Raw genomic sequence first — 19,366 nt, forward strand, 5'->3', positions numbered from 1 at the left:
GCTCAGACGCCGCGGAAGCGGTTGATGGCGTCGAGATGCCGGGCGCGCATCTCCTCGTCGCGGACTCCCATCCCCTCCCGCGGGGCCAGCGCGAGCACACCGACCTTCCCCTGGTGGAGATTGCGGTGCACGTCGTACGCGGCCTGGCCGGTCTCCTCCAGGGAGTAGACCCGGGAGAGGGTGGGATGGATCCTCCCCTTGGCGATCAGCCGGTTGGCCTCCCACGCCTCGCGGTAGTTGGCGAAGTGCGAGCCGATGATCCGCTTGAGCGACATCCACAGATAGCGGTTGTCGTACTCATGGGTGTAGCCGGTGGTCGAGGCGCAGGTGACCACGGTGCCGCCCTTGCGGGTGACATAGACGGAGGCGCCGAAGGTCTCCCGGCCCGGGTGCTCGAAGACGATGTCGACGTCCTCGCCGCCGGTGAGCTCACGGATCCGCTTGCCGAACCGCTTCCACTCGCGCGGGTCCTGGGTCCGCTCGTCCTTCCAGAACCGGTACCCCTCGGCGCTGCGGTCGATGACGGCCCGCGCGCCCATCGCCCGGCAGAGCTCCGCCTTGCGCTCGCTGGAGACCACACAGACGGGATTCGCCCCGCCGGCGAGCGCGAACTGGGTCGCGTAGGAACCGAGCCCGCCGCTCGCACCCCAGATCAGCACATTGTCGCCCTGCTTCATCCCGGCGCCGTTGCGGGAGACGAGCTGGCGGTACGCGGTGGAGTTCACCAGTCCGGGCGCCGCCGCCTCCTCCCAGCTCAGATGGTCCGGCTTGGGCATCAGCTGGTTGGACTTGACGAGGGCGAGCTCGGCGAGGCCGCCGAAGTTGGTCTCGAAACCCCAGATCCGCTGTTCGGGGTCGAGCATGGTGTCGTTGTGCCCGTCGGACGACTCCAGTTCGACGGAGAGGCAGTGGGCGACGACCTCGTCGCCCGGCCGCCAGGCATTGACCCCGGGGCCGGTGCGCAGCACCACGCCCGCCAGGTCGGAGCCGATGACGTGGTAGGGCAGATCGTGCCGCCGGGTCAGCTCGGAGACCTTTCCGTACCGCTCCAGGAAGCCGAAGGTGGAGAGCGGCTCGAAGATCGAGGTCCAGACCGAGTTGTAATTCACCGAACTGGCCATGACGGCCACCAGCGCCTCGCCGGGGCCGAGTTCGGGCACCGCCACGTCGTCGAGATGGAGTGACTTGCGGGGATCCTTGTCCCGGCTCTCCTGTCCGGCGAACATCTCGGTCTCGTCCTTGTGCACGGTGACGGCACGGTACGACTCGGGGATGGGCAGCGCGGCGAAGTCGGCGGAGGTGCTCTCGGCCGACTGGATCGCGTCCAGGATGTCCTTCACGGTGTTGCCTCCGGCAAAGCGCGTCGAGGGAGCCCGGCGGGGGTGCGGGGATCCGTCGAGGGAAGTGAGGGTCAGTGCTTGCTGCTGTGGAGGTGTGCCGTCGGTTCGGCGGGGTGGAGCGGTGCCGGCGGCGCGGGTGGGCGCGGCCGGGGGCCTGTGACGCAGGCGTCCGGGCGCGTGAGCCGGGGTCTCGCGATGGCTCACGGGGACAGTCGGTGTGCGCAGGGTCCATGCACACCGGCCGCCCGGACGCCCTCAACGTATGGCACTCCGTGTCAGGTGACAAGACACTGCGTGCCAAAACTTTCTCTCAAGTGTCGACCCGGTGGCACGGATGAGCAACCGAGGGCGGTGGGTCCTCGGTGGGTCTTCATTGGAGGGCCGGGCGTGGTGGCCCGCGAAGGGCCGCCGGGGGTACGGGCGGCGCGCACGGGTCGACGGGGGGGCGTGTCCCCGGGGTCAGCCCCGGTGCTCCCGCAGCGCCCGCTCGATCGTGCGCATCACATCGTCCAGGGGCGCGTCCGTGCGGGCCACGGCGACCAGCACCCCGTCCCCGCCGCCGTCCGCGACCGGCGAAACCCGCGCCTCCGCCGCCTCCGGCACCTTCTCCGGGCCGCGCGAACGGCCCGCCCCGATGCCCGTGCCGAAGGTTTCCCGGACGATCGCGAAGGCATGGTCCAGCCGGCTCTCCACATCGCCCTCGCCGCCCGCCCGCAGCCATCGCCGCAGCACATGGTTGTGCGCGGTGACCACGGCCGACGCCGCCACCTCCGCCAGCAGCGGATCGCCGTTGCCGTCGTGGTGGTCGCGCTCGTCGAAGTGGCCCAGCAGATAGCGGGTGAAGAGCCGCTCATAGCGGGCCACCGAGGCGATCTCCCGCTCCCGGAGCGTGGGCACCTCGCGGGTCAGCCGGTAGCGGGCCACGGAGACGGCGGGGGAGGCCGCGTACATCCGCATGACCTCTTTGATGCCCCGGCACACGGTGTCCAGCGGATGCTCATGGGCCGGTGCGGCATTGAGCACCGCCTCGGCCCGGACCAGGGTGTCGTCGTGGTCCGGGAAGATCGCCTCTTCCTTGGAGCGGAAATGCCGGAAGAAGGTCCGCCGCGCCACCCCGGCCGCGGCCGCGATCTCGTCCACGGTCGTCGCTTCGTACCCCTTGGTGGAGAAAAGTTCCATGGCCGCCGTCGCCAGCTCGCGGCGCATCTTGAGGCGCTGTGCGGCGGCACGGCTGCCCGCGGCGCTCTCGGGCGCGCCGGCGGTGTTCCTCGGGCGGGGGGACTTGGCGGGCTGGGACATGAGCTGAACGTACTGCATCCGCGCAGGAGAGCGCGCCTGCGGGTGGGGAGCGGCAAGGCGCCCGGGCGGCCCGCCGGCCGCGCCGGGCGCCGTCCCCGGGGGACGGCCGCGATCACCCCCGCCGGGTATGTTCGCGGAAGCCGCGCCCCGTCTTCCGGCCGAGACAGCCGGCCGCGACCAGATGTTCCAGCAGCGGCGCGGGCGCCAGCCCGGGGTCGCGGAACTCCCTGTGCAGCCCCCGTTCGATCGCCAGCGACACATCGAGCCCCACGACATCGAGCAGCTCGAACGGGCCCATCGGATAGCCGCCGCCCAGCCTCATGGCGGCGTCGATGTCGTCCGGCGACGCGTAGTGCTCCCCGACCAGCTTGATCGCGTTGTTCAGATAGGGGAAGAGCAGCGCGTTGACGATGAATCCGGCCCGGTCGCCGCAGTCCACCGGGTGTTTTCCGATGGCCGCGGTGACCGCGGTGACCGTGGCGTGCGCCTCGTCGGAGGTCAGCACCGTACGGACGATCTCGACCAGCCGCATCGCCGGCGCGGGGTTGAAGAAGTGCATCCCGACGACGTCCCCGGGACGGGAGGTGGCGCGTGCGCAGGCCACCACCGGCAGCGACGAGGTGGTGGTGGCCAGCACCGCGCCCGGCTTGCAGACCCGGTCGAGCTCCGCGAACAGCCGCCGCTTGACCGCCAGATCCTCGGCGACCGCCTCCACGGCCAGATCCACCCCGGAGAGGGCGTCGGGGGACCCGGCCGCAGTGATGCGTTCCAGAGCGCTCTGCCGGGCCTCGGCCGTCATCCGGCCCTTCGCCACCGAGCGGTCCAGGGAGGCCGCGACCCGCTCCCCGGCGACCCGTGCCTTCTCGGCGGAGCGCGCGGCGATCACCACGGCGTGGCCGCTCCTCGCGAAGACCTCCGCGATCCCGCTCGCCATGGTCCCGGATCCGGCCACCCCGACGGACCGCACCTCGCGCCCGGCCGCCGCTGCCCCGGCCGGCCGCGGGGTCAGCGCGTCCGGCAGCACCTCGGGGCTGCCGGGAGCCGCGTACGCGTAGAAGCCGCGACCGGCCTTCCGCCCGGTGAGGCCGGCCCCGCCGAGCTGCCCGAGGATCGGCGCCGGGGCGTGCAGCCGGTCGCCGGACTCGGCGTACAGCGCCTCCAGTACGGTACGGGCGGTGTCGATGCCGATCAGATCGAGCAGCGCCAGCGGCCCCATCGGGAGGCCGCAGCCGAGCCTCATCGCGGCGTCGATGTCCTCCCGGGACGCGTATTTGGACTCGTACATCGCCGCGGCCCGGTTGAGATAGCCGAAGAGCAGCCCGTCCGCGACGAATCCGGGCCGGTCGCCGGCGTGGACGGGCTCCTTGCCGAGTTCGCGGGCGAGCGCGGTGACGGCCGCGACCGCGGCGGGGGAGGTGAGGACGGAGGAGACGATCTCGACCAGCTTCATCGCGGGGGCCGGGTTGAAGAAGTGCATCCCCAGCACCCTCTCGGGGTGTGCCGAGCCCGCGGCCAGCCGGGTCACGGACAGTGCGTTGGTCCCGGTGGCGAGCAGCGCGTCCGGCCGGACGACGGTGTCGAGTTCGGCCAGGACCCGCTGTTTGACCTCGTAGGACTCGGGGACGGCCTCGATCACGAGATCGGCGCCGGCGGCGGACGCGAGGCCGGTGCGGGTGCGGAACCGGGCGAGGATCCCGCTCCGTTCCGCCCCGGTGATCCGGGACAGGGCCACCGACCGGGCGGTGGCGGCCTCCAGCGAGGCCACGGCGCGGGCGGCGGCCTCCTCGCTGATGTCGATGCCGATGACCTCGCGGCCGGCCCGGGCGAGCACCTCGGCGATCTGACTGCCCATGGTGCCGAGGCCGACGACGGCGATGGTGCGGAGAGAGGTGTCCATCGGGACTCCAGAGTGAGTGACGGCTGGGGACGGAACGCGCCCGGGAGCCGCGCGGCGAGCGCCGGAGCGGCGTACGGAGGTACGGGCACGGGAGCGCGATCGGCTGCCCGCGGCTCCGGATCCCCGGGGCGCGCACGGCGGGCGAGTACGGCCGCACGGGGGCCGGAAAAGGGGCCGGAACCGGCTGGGGAGGGCGGAACCCGCCGGGGTGCGAGGCGGGTCCCGGTGTGAACCGGCGGACTCTGTCCCGGAGTCGTCGCCGTACAGGGGTGCGCGGCGCGCGACCGACATGCGCGCGCCGATGATTGCCGAACCGACTGCACTCACGCCGGCTGCGTCACCAGGCCGCCGTGAGAAATGCGGGGGTTGCCCGCTCACTTGAGGTTAACTCGCGGGTAATGAGCGCGCCAGACCCGTGCGGGTGTGATCTGGATCGCGCCCTGTCGCCCGGCGAATGCGTCGTTAGGCTGATCGCATGGAGGACGAGCTGTGGGCGCTGGGCCGCCGGCTGCGCCGCGAGTCGGGCGGGTCGGCCGCATATGAACACCTGCTCGCGACGGAGGACCGGGAGGAGCTGGCGAGTGTCCTCACCGCACCGGAACAGCCCTTGTGGGCAAGGGAGACGGCGGCCTTCCGGCTGGGGTGCGCGGGCGACCGCAGAGCGTTCGAGCCGCTGGTGCTGCTGCTCAACCACCGCGATCCCGAACGCTGTGTCTCCGCCGCCCACGCCCTGGTCGAGCTCGCCGACCCCCGTACGGCACGCGCCGCCGCCGCGCTCGCCACCAATGAACTCCGGGTCACCTACGCCCTGGTACCGGTCCGGCTGCTCGCCAGGCTGCGCGCCCCCGAGTCCGTACCGGCCCTGATCACCGTCCTCCGCCGCCGCCTGGCGCCGGGCGACCCGCACTGGCGGCTGGCGCTGGCCTGTGTGGAGGGACTGGGAGCGCTCGGGGATCCCCGCTCCCGCGACGCGCTCCTCGCCGCGCGCACCCATCCCCGTCTCGCCGCGGCGGCGGAGGCCGCCCTGGCACGGGCGGCCCCGCCGGGCTGAGACCGTTCCGCGCCCAAGCCGCCGCGGGCTCCGGGGCGGCGCCGCCCCGGAGTCCGCGGCTCCCCCGATGTGACCGCCGTTGCCGGCGAAGGTGTGCCCGGCCGCGGTCAGTACAGCTTTGCGACCGCGGTGCGCGTGGTCTTCTGGAAGCCCTTCAGCGGCGCGTGGACGAGGTCGCCCATCTGACCCCAGCCGACGACCGTCACGGTGCGGCCGTCCCGGCCGATCGAGAAGAGCGAGATGTCGGTCGACCCGACCTCGGGGTCATGGGTGTCGATGCTGTAGACGTGGGCGCCTTCCTCGATGTCGATCCTGCCGTGGTGGCGGGTGGTGCCCTCGAGGTCCGGGTACTGCCGCTGGATCCGGGCCAGGCAGCCCGCGACCGAGGTGCGGAGCTTGGTGACGAGGGCCTTCGCCTTGGCCTCGGTGGGCAGGACGGTGATCGTCTGATGTGCCCCCGTGTCGGCCTCGGTACGGAAGACGCGGTGCTTGCTCGACGCCTTCGGCGCGACCTTGGCGTTGCAGAAGTCCTCCTTCGCGGTACCCGCCTGGACCGGGCCGGCCGTCCACGGAGTGGGCGCGGCGGGCAGCTGCTTCGCGGTGAGGAACTTCGGAGCGGGCGCGGCGGTGGCCGCGGAGAACGAGCCGGCGGTCAGACCGACGACAACGGCGGTCACGGCGGCGGTGCGGAACATCTTCATGGAATTGCTTCCCCCTGCTGGTGGTCCTGCTCAACGATCACCAGCTTCGGCACCCCGCGGCCCGACGGCAAGCATCCCGGGCACCCCTGGAAGGGTGGAACCATTCCACCCCCATTGACGTGGGAATACTCGGCAGGGGTGGAATGCCGTCCCGGGACGGCGGGCGGGGGACGGGGAGTTGCGAGGGTGAGTACGCGAGAGTCCGACCCGGAGGTGTTCGCCCGGCGGCTGAGCGAGCTGCGCGAGGCGTCGGGCCGCAGTTACGGCGCGCTGTCGCGCCGGATGGGGGTGAGCGCCTCGACGCTCCACCGGTACTGCTCGGGGCACACGGTCCCGATGGAGTTCGCGCCGGTCGAACGCCTGGCGCGGCTCTGTGGCTGCCGGGGCGAGGAGCTCGTGGGGCTGCACCGGCTGTGGGTGCGCGCCGACGCGGACCGCCGCAGACGGCAGGAGACCGCCGGCTCCGCGAACCGGGCCGCGGCGCGTGGACCGGAAGGGGCCGCCGGGGCCGGTGGAGTTACCGATTCCGCCGGGGCTGCTGATTCCGCAGGGGCCGGTGATTCCGCCGAGGCCGCGGATTCCGGCGCGGACGGCCCCGGCTCGCCCGCCGTCGATGACCGTGCCGCGGCGCACGTACTCCTGTCCCCGGACCCCGTACCCCCGGTCTCTCCTCCCGTGAGTACGCCGGATCCGGCCGGCCGCCCGGAGGTGACCGTCGTTCCGGGGGAGGGGCCGCCGCCCGCGGCGCGTGTCACCCGTCTCACCCGGCTCATCCGTGTCGCCGGCCGTGCGGGCGCCGGGCGCCGCAGGGCCGCGTATGTCACGGCCGCGGTGCTCACCACCGTGCTCACCCTGGTGCTTCTCCCGGCCTTCGACCGCTCCCCGCTCTCCCCGCTCTCGCCGGCGGACCGGCAGCGCGCGCTCGCCACCGAGCCCGTACGGGAGGGGGCGGCCGGCACGCCGTCCGGCTCGCCCGGCCCGGCGCGCTCACCCGGTGCCGCGGGAACCCCGCCGCCCGGGAAACCGCAGGCTTCTCCCGGCGGCGGTGCCAGGACGGGCCCGGTGTCCTCCGGGAAGCCGTCCGGCGGCGTGAAACCGGGCGCGGCGACCGGTGTTCCGTTCACGTGGAGCGTCAACCAGCATGTCTGGGAGAACGCCTGCGGCCACACCTATCTTGTCAACCGTGAGCCCGACGCGGTCCCGCCGCCGCCGGGGGAGCCGGACGCGGAGCCCTGGGCGCGTTCCCTCGGCGCGGTGCACGGCGGGGAGACGATGGTGCGCATCACCGCCCAGGGCAGAAAGAGCGAGGCGGTCGTCCTCCAGGCGCTCCATGTCCGGGTGGCCGCCAGACGGACCCCGCCGGAGCGGAACGCCTTCCGGATGGACGCCGGCTGCGGCGGCTCGCTCACTCCCCGGATGTTCAAGGTGAATCTGGATAAATCACGTCCGGTGGCCCGCTCCGTGGCGGGCAATGACGCGGGGGAGGAGATTCCCGCGGTCTCCCTCCCCTACTGGGTCTCGGCGAAGGAGCCGGAGGTCCTGCTGGTCACCGGCCGCACGGTGACCTGCGACTGCGATTGGTATCTGGAGCTGGAGTGGAGTGCCGGGGGGCGGACCGGGACCGTGCGGATCGATGACAACGGGCGGCCGTTCCGTACGAGTGGTGTCCGCGAGGGACGGGTCTTCGACTACGACACCACCGCCCGGCGCTGGATCCCCGCCGGCCCCGCGACCCCCGACGGCACCGGCACGGAATCCGCGGGCGACGGATTCGGCACGGCTCCTGAGCCCTCCGCCGTGCCGTCCCGGTAGCCGCGCCACCGGGGCCGGGGCCGCCGCCCGCTTCAGAGCAGGGTCAGCTGGGTCGGCCGGTCCGGCCCGGCCGGGGGCCGATCCGTGTCCGTCCCGCGCGGCGATTCCGCCCGGCGGATCTGCCCGGCGGATCCGCCGGGGCAGACCGCGGTCGGCCGGGCCGATCCCGTACTCCGCCGCCAGTTCGTGAACCCGGCGGGTGATGCGCCGCTGGTACCACGTCGGCGCGTACGCCCCTTCCTCGTAGAGCCGTTCATACCGCCGCACGAGATGCGGATGGTGCTCCGCCGGCCAGGCCATGAACCATTCGCGCGCCGGGCCGCAGATGGAGGACGAGCGGTGTCACCGAGGTGGCCCCGGAGGCGGCGACAGCGCGTACCGTCGCGCGCAGCTGGTCGGGGTGGTCGCCGAGGAAGGGGACGACCGGGGCCATCAGCACCCGCAGCCGATGCCGTGCCGGGTGAGGGTGCGCACCACATCGAGGCGGCGCTCGGGGGAGAGGGTCCCCGGCTCGATGGTGCGCCACAGCTCCCGGTCGGTGAATCCGACCGATACGGCGATGCCCACCTCCGTGATCTCGGCGGCCCGGCACAGCAGATCCAGATCGCGCAGGATCAGCGTGCCCTTGGTGAGGATGGAGAAGGGATTGGCCCGCTCGCGCAGGGCGTCGATGATCCCCGGCATCAGCCGGTACCGTCCCTCCGCCCGCTGATATCAGTCGACATTCGTGCCCATCGCGATGTGCGCGCCCTCCCAGCCGGGATCGGCGAGCCGCCGCCGCAGCAGCTCCGGGGCGTTGATCTTCACCACGATCTGGGAGTCGAAGCCGAGGCCGGTGTCGAGGTCCGGATAGGAGTGGGTCTTGCGGGCGAAGCAGCCGAGATCGTTGAGCTGCTGCGTGCCGAGGACGAATCACTGGCTGAGGTGGTCGCTGACCTGCCCTATCACGGACCGTGTACCTGTACCGCAACGTGTATCAACCTGCTGACCGCGCCGTTTGGCTCGTCGGGTTCCACGATGATGCAACTCGAACGGGACGGCATGGATGTCATCTGGCTGAGCTTGGATCCATGCCGGACGACCATCACCGACATTGAGGTTCTGGACGGCCGTGATCTCGGCCCATACGCCCAGCGATCTGATTGACCATGTATCAGTTCACTGTCCGCCAGGTGTCCAAGGGGCGAGGGCTGACTACTTGATGGCTCGAACGGCTCCGAACGTGAACACCCGTACGGGGATTCCCGGGACGTGAACACGGCCTTCGTCTGATCACGTGCTCCGACCAAGGGGCACCGATCAAGACGAAGGCCGCCCCCACGTCCGGCGAACACCCAGGTGAGCCGATCAGTTCGAGGCTCCATTCGACCTCAGGCCCAAAGAACAAAGCAGAGCCGGGTGGGAGAGTGCGGAAGTCAGCGAGCGTCTTTCACCGGGGTGCTGCTGCGTCCACGGCGCCGGCCGCTGAGCTCGGCGTCCAGCGTCTGCTGGGCGGCGCGCATGGCCTCGGCGTACACGGGATCCCGCAACCGCTCCCACATCTGACTTTCCGAGAGGTTCTCCACGTGGCTGGTGATCCACCAGATGTTGTCGAAGGGGTCCTTGACGCGTCCGCCTCGCTGCCCGAACGCGTCATCGGCCGGGGAAGTGACGAGCCGGCCTCCGGCTTCGAGGGCCTGCGCGAGCGTCTTGTCCACGTCGGCCACGAACACGTTCAGCAGACTCGGCATGGCGGGCCAGTCGGTGTGCCGGTCGAAGGCCATCAGCACGGTGTCACCGACCCGGATCTCGGCGTGCCCGATCAAGCCGTCCTCGGTCGTCACCCGTGACAGTTCCTCCCCGCCGAACACCTGGGTGACGAAGTCGAGGAACCCTCCTGTGTCATCGGTGACCACCCAGGGCGCGATGGTCGTGTAGCCCTGCGGGGCGGCGTTGGTGGTGGTCGGCTCAGGCATCTGGGTCCCTTCGAAAGTGTCTGCTGCCAGCAACCTAGAGGCCATCTAGGCCAATGTTTGGCCCAGAACCAAAGCCCTCTCAGCCAGGTCAGCTTGGGACCACACAGACCGACTCGCACCCCTCGGGGCAGGGTCGTGGTCCGAGCGGCGAGCGAGCGGGGCGAGTGGTTCTGCGCGGTCGCGGCCGTCCGGGAGCTGTGCGCGGCGGGTGATCACGAGCGGGCCGGCGCCGGTGTCTTCGCCGCCGTCGGCGGCTGGTGCGGCGGCACGGCGCTGGAGGCGCTGCTCTCCTGCGACTACCGCGTCGCCGCGCCCGATCTCCGGCTCGCGCCCCTCGCCGCCTCCGGCGAACCCTGGCCCGGCATGGTCGTCCACCGGCTGACCGCCCAGCTCGGCGCGGTGCGCGCACGACGGCTGGCGCTCCACGACGGCGGGGTGAGCGGCCGGCGGGCCCTGGAGGCCGGGCTCGTCGACGAGATCAGCGACGACACCGCGCGCGCCCTCGCCTCCGCGATTCGCGCTCGCCCGCCGCCTGGACGGCTCGCCCTTCGCCGTCCAGGCGGCGGATCCTTCTGGAGGCCACCGCCTCGTCCGGCTTCGAGGAGGCCTTCGGCATCCGGCCGGCCGGCGGAGCGCGGCCCCCGGAACCGCGGCCCGGACCCGCCCTCCCCTGACCGCCCGAGGCCGTCGACAGCCTCGGTGGGTACGGGAGTTCGCGACCGCCGCCCGGCGCGTGTCAGCCCTCCGGCGCCGCCGGACGGGCCCGCAGGGCCTCGTTCTCCGCTTCCAGCCGGGCGATGTGGTCACGGACGGGAGCCAGCGCGTCGCTCAGCTCGTCCTCGCTGAAGCGCGGGGTGATGTGCTGCGGGCAGTTCCAGCTCAGCCCCTCCACCTTGATGACGAACAGCCGCTCCACCCGGCCGTCGGTACGCGGCTCGGAGAGGCGCTCGGTCAGCTCGGGGGACTCGTCGAGCGCCGTCTCGGCGGCGTGGCCGAGGATCTTGAGCCGGGTGCGGCGGGCGTAGTCCATGAGGAACAGCGCCACCCGGTCGTTCCGGCGGAGATTGCCCGCGCTGATGTACTGGCGGTTGCCGCGTACGTCGGCGAAGGCGAGGGTGTGGGCGTCGAGGACGTGGAGAAAGCCGGGCGGGCCGCCCCGGTACTGGAGATAGGGCCATCCGGTGTCGCCCACGCTGGCCATGTAGAAGCCGTCGCGTGAGGAGATGAACTCCGTCTCGTTCGGCCCGAGCGGGTCCGGCTCGTCACCGGCGGCCAGCTGCCGCGAGGCCGCGAGCGCGCTGCCGTTCTCCCGCTGGGCCGCTTGGACGGACTCGGTGTAGGCGATACGGGCGAATCTGGTCATGGCGTGTCCTTGGCGAGCGTGGGTTCGAGTTCCAAGAGCCGTGGGAGGTACGCGTTCTCGTGCCGCCGCCCGACCGCCGCGACCCCGCGCCCCCGGCCGCCCGGCCGAGGGCCCGCCGGTACGGAACCTCGCGGTACGAGGAGTGCGTACGGGATGTGCGGTACGAGGGGCGCGGGCGGTGCGGGTCGCGGTCGGGGTGCGTGCCGGTCGTGCGGTGCGGCGCCGGGCCCTCGGGGGCGGGCGCGGGGTCCTCGTCCGTGCGCGGGTCATGACAGCAGCCCCGCCGCGATCGACCTGGCGCAGCGGATCGGCTCCGCGCTGCGCTCGCGCGCGACCGTGACGGTCGCCCCGTCCATCAGCAGGACGAACTTCCGGGCCAGCGCCGTACCGTCGCGATGGCCGGCGTCCGTCAGCAGCCGGGCGACGAAGGCGATGACGGCCTGCTTGTGCTCGGACGCGAGCCGGCGGACCGGACCTTCGGCGTCCGAGAACTCCGTCATCGCGTTGATGAAGGCGCAGCCTCGGAAATTCCCCCGCTCACAGTCCTGTTCGAGAGCGTCGAAGACGGTCAGCGGCCCGCGGCCCCGGGCCGTCACCTCATTTTCCAGCCACTGTCGCCAACGCTCTCCGCGCTCCGAGAGGACCGCCACGACCAGCTCGTCCTTGCTCGCGAAGTGGCGGTAGAACGAGGCGCGCCCGACGCCCGAGGCGGCCAGCAGGCGTTCGACGCCCACCGCGCGGATGCCTTCCGCGAAGAAGAGTTCCTTGGCTGCCTCGATGAGCCGCTCGCGAGCGTGTGTGGCCATGCGGTCACCGTAATCGACCTTGACGCGAAACGGAACCGATCGGTACTGTCCAGCTCGATGGTACCGATCGGTACCGAGCGATCGACTCCCGTACGGCCCGGCCCTCCGGACCCCTCGCCCCTCCGCCGGCCTTGACGGCATATCGCCCTACACCTGCGAAACACATGACTGGATGGTTATGACGAGCGATTTCCCTGGTGAATCCACGGCGTTATCCGCGACTTCAGGGGGTGGAGGTGAGCGTCGGGCTCCCCGTGGCAGCGTCCTCGTGCTGGGCTTCGCCACCTTCGCCATCGGCACGGACGAGTTCGTGCTCGCCGGAGTCCTCCCCGAACTCGGCGAGGACCTCGGCGTCTCCGTCGCCACCGCCGGTCAGGTGGTGACCGTGTTCGCGCTGACCTGCGCGGTGCTCGCGCCGATCCTGGCGACCGTCACCGCCCGGCGGCCCCGGCGCGGGATCCTGCTCCTGGCTGTTGCCGTCTATCTGGCGGGCAATGTCGCCACCGCGCTCGCCCCGACCTTCGCCACCGTGCTCCTCGCCCAGATGGTCGCGGCCGCCGGCGCCGGACTCTTCGTGCCGACCGCCGCCGTCACCGCCGCCGCGCTGGTCCCGCCGGACCGGCAGGGCCGCGCCATCGCCGCCGTCACCACGGGATTCACCGCCGCCACCGCCCTCGGCGCGCCCATCGGCACCGCCCTGGGCGGCTCCCTGGGCTGGCGCTCCACGATGTGGTTCGTCGCCGCGCTCGCCGTGCTCGGGCTGATCGGCCTCCGGCTCCTGGTGCCCGCCCGGATCTCGGCCCCGGCGGCGGAGAGTCTCAAGGAACGCGTCGCGCCGCTCAAGGACCGCCGGGTGCTGGCGATTCTGGCGACCACCCTGATCGGCTTCACCGCCGTCTACATGCCGTACACCTACATAGCCGTCGTCTTCGAACCCGCCACCGGCGGCAGCGGCGACCGGCTGGCCGTCCTCATGTTCACCCTCGGAGTGGTCGGCACGCTCGGAAACCTCGCCGCCGGACGGCTCGCCGACCGGATCGGCGGACGCGGTGTGGTCGCCGTCGCGCTGCTGTGGATGACCGTCAGCCTGGCGCTGTTCCCGCTGGCCACCAGCGCGTTCCTGTCCGCGCTGGTGATGATCGTCGTCTACGGCACGGCGGCCTTCGCCATCACCTCGCCCCAGCAGCACCGGCTGATCACGCTCGATCCGCGGTCCGCCTCGGTGCTGGTCTCGCTGAACGCGGCCATCCTCTATCTCGCGATCTCTCTCTCCGGGGCCGTGGGCGCGGTCGGCATCGGCTGGGCCGGGGCCGGTTCGCTGCCGCTCATCGCGGCCGGGCTGGCCGCGATCGCCCTGCTGGTCTCCGAGATCGGGCACCGGATGTCCCGCCGGGCGCCCGCCGGCGGGGCGGTCCTCGCCGAAGCCGCCGGAACAGTTTCCGCCGAAGTCGCCGCCGCCCAACCTCTCGCCGCCGAGGCCGCCCCCGCCGAAACCGCCGCCCTGAACGCCTCCGACGCCTCCGGGACCTCCGACGGCACCGGCACCGGCCCCGCCGAAGCCGAACCTCCCGCCGGATCCACGCCGTTCGGCAAGGGCTGACCGGACACGCGGACGGTCGCCCCCGAGCCCCCGACCGCCCCGCCCGCCCGCCCGCCCGGCGGGCGGGCGGGCGGGCGGGCGGGGCGGATGGTCCGCAGGCTGGTTCCGCGGCAGCCCGTACGGGCCGGTGCAGGACTGCCTCGACGGGCTTCTCGGGCGACCGACGTGTTTCTGAAGCGGCCCCTGCTGGTGCTTCGTTACAGGCGCTTCGCTGTGCGGTCGCGCAGCAGCAGCCACTGACGCGCGTCGGCGTCGTCCGAGCGCGCAGCCGGTTCACGCAGCAGCACGGTGTAAGCCGTCCTCTCCGCCCTGTCGGGGGCGGCATGCCGGCCAGGCGCCTTCGGAGGCGGGAATGACCTCGTCATGCCTTTCCAAGCCTTGTCCGCGTTCGGTGTACTGAGCATCGGCCCTCCCGGGCTCAATGGGGTCACAGAGTGAAGTGCGCACACGCATGCGAACAGCCGCGGTAAGGGTTCACCGTCCAATCGAACGGCATGCGGGAGGCTCCGGGCACCCGGTTCAGAATCGAACGCGCCCGGACCTCGTGGAAGGTGATGCCGCGGAATCCCGGGGTGTCGAACGTCCGTGTGGTGACCGCCGACGTACCGAAGAGTGCGGCTTCCCCGGTGGACGCGGGGTTCTCGGCCAGATGGTTCCAGCGCATGGTTCGCCCTCCTCGGTTGCTCTGGCCACAGAATAGAACAAGTGTTCCCATGATCGCTTGGGGCCGGATCCGACGGGCCCCGGATTTGGGCGGCCGGACCCGAGGTGGTTGGCTAAGCCGGGCCAAGCGGCACCCCCGAACAAACGAGTGCTGGAGGAACAGCAATGGCGCAGGTCGAGGCCACGACGGAACGGATCATCGCGGCGGACGCGGCGACGGTGTTCGACACACTGGCCGACTACGAGAACGCTCGCGCTTCGTTGCTGCCTCCGCAGTTCAGCGAGTACGAGGTCCGTGAGGGCGGCGACGGCGAGGGCACCCTCGTCCACTGGCGGCTCCAGGCGACCAGCAAGCGGGTCCGCGACTGTCTGCTGGAGGTCACCGAGCCCACCGACGGACAGCTGATCGAGAAGGACCGCAACTCCTCCATGGTCACCACCTGGACGGTCACCCCGGCCGGTGAGGGCAGTTGCCGTGCCGTGGTCACCGCGTCGTGGAAGGGTGCGACCGGCATCGGCGGATTCTTCGAACGGACCTTCGCGCCCAAGGGGCTCAACCGCATTCACGATCTCGTGCTGGCCAATCTCGCGGCGGCGACCGAGAAGAAGTAGTCGTCACGACGGGACGACGGGCGGGGTACGGGCGGCCGACGGGTTCGTACCCCCGCGACATCCGCCATCCGGCCCCGGGCGGCGGTGTGGCCAGGGCGGGGGGCGCGGCGGCGCGCTCGGCCGGCGCGCGGGATCCCGTCCGGCCCCGGCTTCGCGCGGGCGCACAACCTATTCCCCGGTTGCCCCGCGCGCTGACTCCGCGGCGCCGTAACGTGGTGCCGAAGCCGCCCGTCCCGGCGGCGGGGAAGGAGCCCTCCATCCATGGACAGTGGCGTTCCGCGACGAGTGCCACAGCGAGTTCCGCAGCGGGTCCCCCAGTGGTGTGCCGGCGCCGGCCGGATTCCGCTCGCCGTGGCGGTCGTGGACGGGCCGGGCCGGGTGTCGCACTGGTCCGCGGGTGCGCGCCGGCTGTTCGGCCCCTCTCGCGAGGAGGCCGTGGGGCAGCCGGCCGCCGATCTCCTCCCGGTTTCCGGTGCGCTGGCCGAGTACGCGGAGCAGGCCGGATACGCCGGGCATGACGCCGGCCGCGGCTCCGGCGCCCCGCCGGCCGGCCGCACCTCCACACCGACCGCGGGCCGCGCCCGGCTCTCCGATTCCGGCCGGGGCCGGATCGATGTGCTGTGGTGGGCCTATCCCATGACCGGACCGGGTGCCGAGCGGCTGCTCGTCCTGGCCGCGGACGCCTCCGGTGTCGGGGACGGGACGGATGAGCGGATCCGGCGGATAGCGCCCGGTTTCGCTCCGCACACCGACTTCCGCACCGCCCGCGAGCTGGTGCGCGGGCTGCCCGGGAGTCTGCCGGGCATGAGCGCGGGGGCGTCGGCCGGAATCGTCTCCCGGGTGCTGGAGCTCGGCTGTCCGGTCCTGGAGTTCAGCCGGTACGTCCGGGTGCCGGTCACCCCCGACTGGGGCATGCGCCGGACCGCCGAACGGTCCGCGCTCCACCGGGACCGCCCTCGCGACCTGCGGCTGCGCGGTTCGCGCCCCGACCCGCGATGAGCGGCTGACGGCGCGTTCCCCTCCCGGTCGGCCCCTTCCCATGTCCCCGTGTCCCTCCCGTACCCCTTCCCTTCCCGCGACGGGTTCGGCTGCGCTTCCGGGGGCGCGGAGCCGGCGGTACGGGGGAGGTCCGCCGCGCGGCCGCGCTCCGGCCGACCCGCCGCGGGTGACGCCCGCTTGTGGTTGGAAGACGCGCACGGTAGACCGCTCTTGACACTCTGTCTCATCCTCGGGAGCTGGTCATGAGCGTGACGAAGAGATATCTGGAGACCTGGGACGGTTTCTGGGGCGAGATCTCCGGTGGCCCCGGTGAGGTGTTCTGGGACGCGGAACCCACCCTCACCGTCGGCAGACATCTGGCCCTCTACGAACCGCACATCGACGACCACCGGCTGCCGCTGGTCGATCTCGGCTGTGGAAACGGCACCCAGACATGTTTTCTCGCGGACCGGTTCCCCCGGGTGCTGGGTGTGGATCTCGCGCCCGCCGCCATAGAGCTGGCCAGGGCCCGGAAGCGGCCGGCGCCGGGCAGAGTCCCCGCAGCGGAGCCGGAGTTCCGCCGGCTCGACGCGGTGGACCCGGAGCAGACCGGTGCGCTCCGGCGGGAGCTGGGGGACTGCAATGTCTATATGCGCGAAGTGCTCCACCAAGCCGATCCCAAGGACCGGCAGCCCCTTGTCGACACGATCGCCGCCCTGGTCGGCGAGCGCGGCCGGGCCTTCGTGGTGGAGCTCGCGGAATCCGCCGGGGTGCGGCTCGGGCAGCTTGCCGAGGCGCCGGCGGGGCCGCCGCCCAAGCTCCTTCCGGTACTCCGGCACGGTGTCACCCCGACCCCCGTCCCCGACGCGGACATGGCCGGATTCTTTGCCGCGGCCGGACTCCCGATCCTCGCGGAGGGGGATATTCCGTTGACCACGGCGGAGTACGAACCGGACGGTTCCCGTATCGAGCTGCCATCGAAATGGCTGGTCGTGGGCCGAAACGGATAGTTGTCGGGGCCGGTTTTGTGAAGTTATCCACAGGGGTGGTCGGTTTGCCGGGCGACGCGTACGGTTCCTGGCATGAAGATCCTCATCAGCGCCGACATGGAAGGCGCCACCGGAGTCACCTGGCCGGCGGATGTGCTGCCGGGCACACCGCAGTGGGAGCGCTGCCGCTCCATGTTCACCTCGGATGTGAACGCGGCCGTGCTCGGCTTCTTCGATGGCGGCGCGGATGACGTACTCATCAACGAGGCGCACTGGAGCATGCGCAATCTGCTGCTCGAACAGCTCGACGAGCGGGTCGAAATGCTCACCGGCCGGCACAAGGCGCTCAGCATGGTCGAGGGCGTCCAGCACGGCGATGTGGACGGCATCGCCTTCATCGGTTATCACACCGGCGCCGGCACCGAGGGAGTCCTGGCCCACACCTACCTCGCCAACCAGCTCACCGGAGTCTGGCTCAACGGCCTCCGGGCGAGCGAGGGGCTGCTCAATGCCCATGTGGTCGCGGAGTACGGAGTGCCGGTCGTCCTGATCACGGGGGACAACCTCACCTGTGTCGACGCTGAGGGATACGCGCCGGAGGCGAAAAAGGTCGCCGTCAAGGACTATGTGTCACGGTATGCGGCGATCTGCCGGCCTCCCGCCCGTACCGCCGCCGACATCCGCTCCGCAGCCAAGGAGGCGACGGCCCTGGCCGCCCGGTACGAACCGGCGCCCGGCGGGCCGTATGTGATGGAGATGGAGTTCGACGCGGAACATCTGGCCGCCGCGGCGACCGTGGTGCCCGGGGTGGCGAGCAGCGGCGAGCGCCGGATCACCTACACCAGCGACACCATGTACCGGGCCATTCGTACGTTCAAGGCGGTCACCACGATCGTTTCCGCCGCCGTGGAGGAGCAGTATGGCTGACCTGACCGCACATCACGACGGGCCGGCGCCGGCCGGGGGCGCGCAGCCGCCCATCGACGCCCTCGCCCTCGACGAGGTGGTCACCTTCACCTCCGAGCTGATCCGCATCGACACCACCAACCGGGGCGGCGGCGACTGCCGGGAGCGCCCGGCCGCCGAGTACACGGCGGAGCGGCTGGCCGATGCCGGACTCGACCCCGTCATGCTGGAGCGCACCGCCGGGCGCACCAATGTCGTCGCCCGGATCCCCGGCACCGACCCCTCCGCCGACGCCCTGCTCGTCCACGGACATCTGGACGTCGTCCCCGCCCAGGCGGCCGACTGGACCGTGCCCCCCTTCTCCGGGGAGATCCGCGACGGAGTCGTCTGGGGCCGCGGCGCCGTCGACATGAAGAACATGGACGCGATGATCCTCGCCGTCGTCCGCGGCTGGGCCCGGGCCGGTGTGCGGCCCCGGCGGGACATCGTCATCGCCTACACCGCCGATGAGGAGGACAGCGCCGCCGACGGCTCCGGCTTTCTGACCGAGCGCCATCCCGGCCTCTTCGACGGCTGCACCGAGGGCATCAGCGAGTCCGGCGCCTACACCTTCCACGCAGGCCCCGGGATGACCATTTACCCGGTCGCGGCGGGCGAGCGCGGCACCGCCTGGCTCAAGCTCACCGCCCACGGCAGGGCCGGTCACGGCTCCAAGGTCAACCGGTCGAACGCGGTCAGCAGACTCGCCGCCGCCGTCGCCAGGATCGGCGACCACGAGTGGCCGGTCCGGCTCACCCCCACCGTCCGCGCCGCCCTCGCGGCACTCGCCGGGCTGCACGGCATCGATGCCGATGTCCACTCCCCCGATTTCGACGCGGACGCCCTCATCGCCAAGCTGGGTCCGGCCGCCGCCCTGGTCGAGTCGACCGTGCGCAACAGCGCCAACCCGACCATGCTCGACGCCGGGTACAAGGTCAATGTCATCCCCGGACAGGCCACGGCCTTCATCGACGGCCGGATGCTGCCCGGCGCCGAGGACGAGTTCCGCGAGACCCTCGACCGGCTCACCGGACCCGATGTGGAGTGGGAGTTCCACCACCGCGAGGTGCCGCTCCAGGCTCCCGTGGATTCCCCCACCTTCGCCAGACTGAGCGCCGCGATCCAGCGCTTCGCACCGGAGGGGCATGTCGTCCCCTACTGCATGGCGGGCGGCACCGACGCCAAGCAGTTCTCCCGCCTGGGGATCACCGGCTACGGCTTCTCGCCGCTGAAGCTGCCCGTCGGCTACGACTACGCCGCCATGTTCCACGGCGTCGACGAGCGGGTTCCCGTCGAAGCGCTCCACTTCGGCGTCCAGGTGCTCGACCACTATCTGCGCTCGGCGTGAAGGGGGA

15 protein-coding genes and 3 pseudogenes are annotated in these 19,366 nt (G+C 71.9%); 9 read left to right on the forward strand and 9 right to left on the reverse strand.

The window, feature by feature from the left end:
- Positions 1-2: 2 nt before the first annotated feature.
- The 3 genes from ccrA to AAFN69_RS11880 all read right to left on the reverse strand — a co-directional run bounded on the left by ccrA (position 3) and on the right by AAFN69_RS11880 (position 4,536).
- On the reverse strand, positions 3-1,340 hold the full coding sequence (gene ccrA, locus AAFN69_RS11870; protein WP_347728357.1) for a crotonyl-CoA carboxylase/reductase: 1,338 nt from the start codon (positions 1,338-1,340) through the stop codon (positions 3-5).
- Between the two features lie 459 nt (positions 1,341-1,799).
- Positions 1,800-2,657, reverse strand: a complete 858-nt coding sequence (locus AAFN69_RS11875) for a TetR family transcriptional regulator (protein WP_347728358.1) — start codon at positions 2,655-2,657, stop codon at positions 1,800-1,802.
- A gap of 94 nt (positions 2,658-2,751) precedes the next feature.
- Positions 2,752-4,536, reverse strand: coding sequence for a 3-hydroxyacyl-CoA dehydrogenase NAD-binding domain-containing protein (locus AAFN69_RS11880; protein WP_347728359.1), 1,785 nt, complete (start codon positions 4,534-4,536; stop codon positions 2,752-2,754).
- 475 nt (positions 4,537-5,011) lie between these two features.
- Between AAFN69_RS11880 and AAFN69_RS11885 the strand changes: the two genes are divergently transcribed.
- Positions 5,012-5,587: a HEAT repeat domain-containing protein gene (locus AAFN69_RS11885; protein ID WP_347728360.1), complete on the forward strand. Its 576-nt coding sequence runs from the start codon at positions 5,012-5,014 to the stop codon at positions 5,585-5,587.
- A gap of 107 nt (positions 5,588-5,694) precedes the next feature.
- Here the strand turns inward: AAFN69_RS11885 and AAFN69_RS11890 are convergent, their stop codons facing one another.
- A complete protein-coding gene (locus tag AAFN69_RS11890; RefSeq protein WP_347728361.1) occupies positions 5,695-6,288 on the reverse strand; it encodes a hypothetical protein in 594 nt (197 codons plus the stop codon).
- A 186-nt stretch (positions 6,289-6,474) separates the two neighbouring features.
- Here AAFN69_RS11890 and AAFN69_RS11895 point away from each other — a divergent pair, with 186 nt between their 5' ends.
- Positions 6,475-8,100 (forward strand): helix-turn-helix domain-containing protein, encoded by a 1,626-nt coding sequence (locus AAFN69_RS11895; protein ID WP_347728362.1) that lies wholly within the window; start codon positions 6,475-6,477, stop codon positions 8,098-8,100.
- Positions 8,101-8,226: 126 nt separating this feature from the next.
- On the opposite strand, the pseudogene AAFN69_RS11900 reads toward AAFN69_RS11895, so the two are convergent.
- Positions 8,227-8,976 (reverse strand): annotated as a pseudogene (locus AAFN69_RS11900) (radical SAM protein); the annotation flags it as partial.
- On the opposite strand from AAFN69_RS11900, the gene AAFN69_RS11905 reads away from it, so the two are divergent.
- Positions 8,956-9,246: a hypothetical protein gene (locus AAFN69_RS11905; RefSeq protein WP_347728546.1), complete on the forward strand. Its 291-nt coding sequence runs from the start codon at positions 8,956-8,958 to the stop codon at positions 9,244-9,246. The pseudogene AAFN69_RS11900 and the gene AAFN69_RS11905 sit on opposite strands and share 21 nt — an antisense overlap.
- A 269-nt stretch (positions 9,247-9,515) precedes the next feature.
- On the opposite strand, the gene AAFN69_RS11910 is transcribed toward AAFN69_RS11905, so the two are convergent.
- The 3 genes from AAFN69_RS11910 to AAFN69_RS11920 form a co-directional block, all read right to left on the reverse strand.
- Entirely contained in the window at positions 9,516-10,055 is a 540-nt protein-coding gene (locus AAFN69_RS11910; RefSeq protein ID WP_347728363.1) for a VOC family protein, read from the reverse strand.
- Between the two features lie 736 nt (positions 10,056-10,791).
- A complete protein-coding gene (locus AAFN69_RS11915) occupies positions 10,792-11,418 on the reverse strand; it encodes a pyridoxamine 5'-phosphate oxidase family protein (protein ID WP_347728364.1) in 627 nt (208 codons plus the stop codon).
- Positions 11,419-11,684: 266 nt separating this feature from the next.
- Positions 11,685-12,224 (reverse strand): helix-turn-helix domain-containing protein, encoded by a 540-nt coding sequence (locus tag AAFN69_RS11920; RefSeq protein ID WP_347728365.1) that lies wholly within the window; start codon positions 12,222-12,224, stop codon positions 11,685-11,687.
- Between the two features lie 268 nt (positions 12,225-12,492).
- Here AAFN69_RS11920 and AAFN69_RS11925 point away from each other — a divergent pair, with 268 nt between their 5' ends.
- Positions 12,493-13,824 (forward strand): MFS transporter, encoded by a 1,332-nt coding sequence (locus AAFN69_RS11925; protein WP_347728366.1) that lies wholly within the window; start codon positions 12,493-12,495, stop codon positions 13,822-13,824.
- 445 nt (positions 13,825-14,269) lie between these two features.
- Here the strand turns inward: AAFN69_RS11925 and AAFN69_RS11930 are convergent.
- Positions 14,270-14,488 (reverse strand): annotated as a pseudogene (locus tag AAFN69_RS11930) (radical SAM protein); the annotation flags it as partial.
- A 164-nt stretch (positions 14,489-14,652) separates the two neighbouring features.
- On the opposite strand from AAFN69_RS11930, the gene AAFN69_RS11935 reads away from it, so the two are divergent.
- The 5 genes and pseudogenes from AAFN69_RS11935 to AAFN69_RS11955 all read left to right on the forward strand — a co-directional run bounded on the left by AAFN69_RS11935 (position 14,653) and on the right by AAFN69_RS11955 (position 19,359).
- Positions 14,653-15,099 (forward strand): SRPBCC family protein, encoded by a 447-nt coding sequence (locus AAFN69_RS11935; protein ID WP_347728367.1) that lies wholly within the window; start codon positions 14,653-14,655, stop codon positions 15,097-15,099.
- 261 nt (positions 15,100-15,360) lie between these two features.
- Positions 15,361-16,038: pseudogene (locus tag AAFN69_RS11940) on the forward strand (PAS domain-containing protein); the annotation flags it as partial.
- Between the two features lie 302 nt (positions 16,039-16,340).
- Positions 16,341-17,087: a class I SAM-dependent methyltransferase gene (locus tag AAFN69_RS11945; protein WP_347728368.1), complete on the forward strand. Its 747-nt coding sequence runs from the start codon at positions 16,341-16,343 to the stop codon at positions 17,085-17,087.
- A 72-nt stretch (positions 17,088-17,159) separates the two neighbouring features.
- The gene (locus tag AAFN69_RS11950) at positions 17,160-17,993 is read left to right on the forward strand and encodes a M55 family metallopeptidase (RefSeq protein WP_347728369.1); all 834 of its coding nucleotides are present in this window, start codon (positions 17,160-17,162) and stop codon (positions 17,991-17,993) included.
- A complete protein-coding gene (locus AAFN69_RS11955; RefSeq protein WP_347728370.1) occupies positions 17,986-19,359 on the forward strand; it encodes a M20/M25/M40 family metallo-hydrolase in 1,374 nt (457 codons plus the stop codon). Before AAFN69_RS11950 ends, AAFN69_RS11955 begins: the two co-directional genes overlap by 8 nt.
- Positions 19,360-19,366: the final 7 nt, after the last annotated feature.

The organism is Streptomyces sp. CAU 1734 (assembly GCF_039888735.1).
Classification (GTDB): Bacteria; Actinomycetota; Actinomycetes; order Streptomycetales; family Streptomycetaceae; genus Streptomyces.

What these genes read in the sequence shown, in the direction of transcription:
- AAFN69_RS11875 (WP_347728358.1), bottom strand. Translation starts at nt 2,657, where the DNA reads ATGCAGTACGTTCAGCTCATGTCCCAGCCCGCCAAGTCCCCCCGCCCG.
- AAFN69_RS11880 (WP_347728359.1), bottom strand. Translation starts at nt 4,536, where the DNA reads ATGGACACCTCTCTCCGCACCATCGCCGTCGTCGGCCTCGGCACCATG.
- AAFN69_RS11885 (WP_347728360.1), top strand. Translation starts at nt 5,012, where the DNA reads ATGGAGGACGAGCTGTGGGCGCTGGGCCGCCGGCTGCGCCGCGAGTCG.
- AAFN69_RS11890 (WP_347728361.1), bottom strand. Translation starts at nt 6,288, where the DNA reads ATGAAGATGTTCCGCACCGCCGCCGTGACCGCCGTTGTCGTCGGTCTG.
- AAFN69_RS11910 (WP_347728363.1), bottom strand. Translation starts at nt 10,055, where the DNA reads ATGCCTGAGCCGACCACCACCAACGCCGCCCCGCAGGGCTACACGACC.
- AAFN69_RS11915 (WP_347728364.1), bottom strand. Translation starts at nt 11,418, where the DNA reads ATGACCAGATTCGCCCGTATCGCCTACACCGAGTCCGTCCAAGCGGCC.
- AAFN69_RS11920 (WP_347728365.1), bottom strand. Translation starts at nt 12,224, where the DNA reads ATGGCCACACACGCTCGCGAGCGGCTCATCGAGGCAGCCAAGGAACTC.
- AAFN69_RS11935 (WP_347728367.1), top strand. Translation starts at nt 14,653, where the DNA reads ATGGCGCAGGTCGAGGCCACGACGGAACGGATCATCGCGGCGGACGCG.
- AAFN69_RS11945 (WP_347728368.1), top strand. Translation starts at nt 16,341, where the DNA reads ATGAGCGTGACGAAGAGATATCTGGAGACCTGGGACGGTTTCTGGGGC.
- AAFN69_RS11950 (WP_347728369.1), top strand. Translation starts at nt 17,160, where the DNA reads ATGAAGATCCTCATCAGCGCCGACATGGAAGGCGCCACCGGAGTCACC.
- AAFN69_RS11955 (WP_347728370.1), top strand. Translation starts at nt 17,986, where the DNA reads ATGGCTGACCTGACCGCACATCACGACGGGCCGGCGCCGGCCGGGGGC.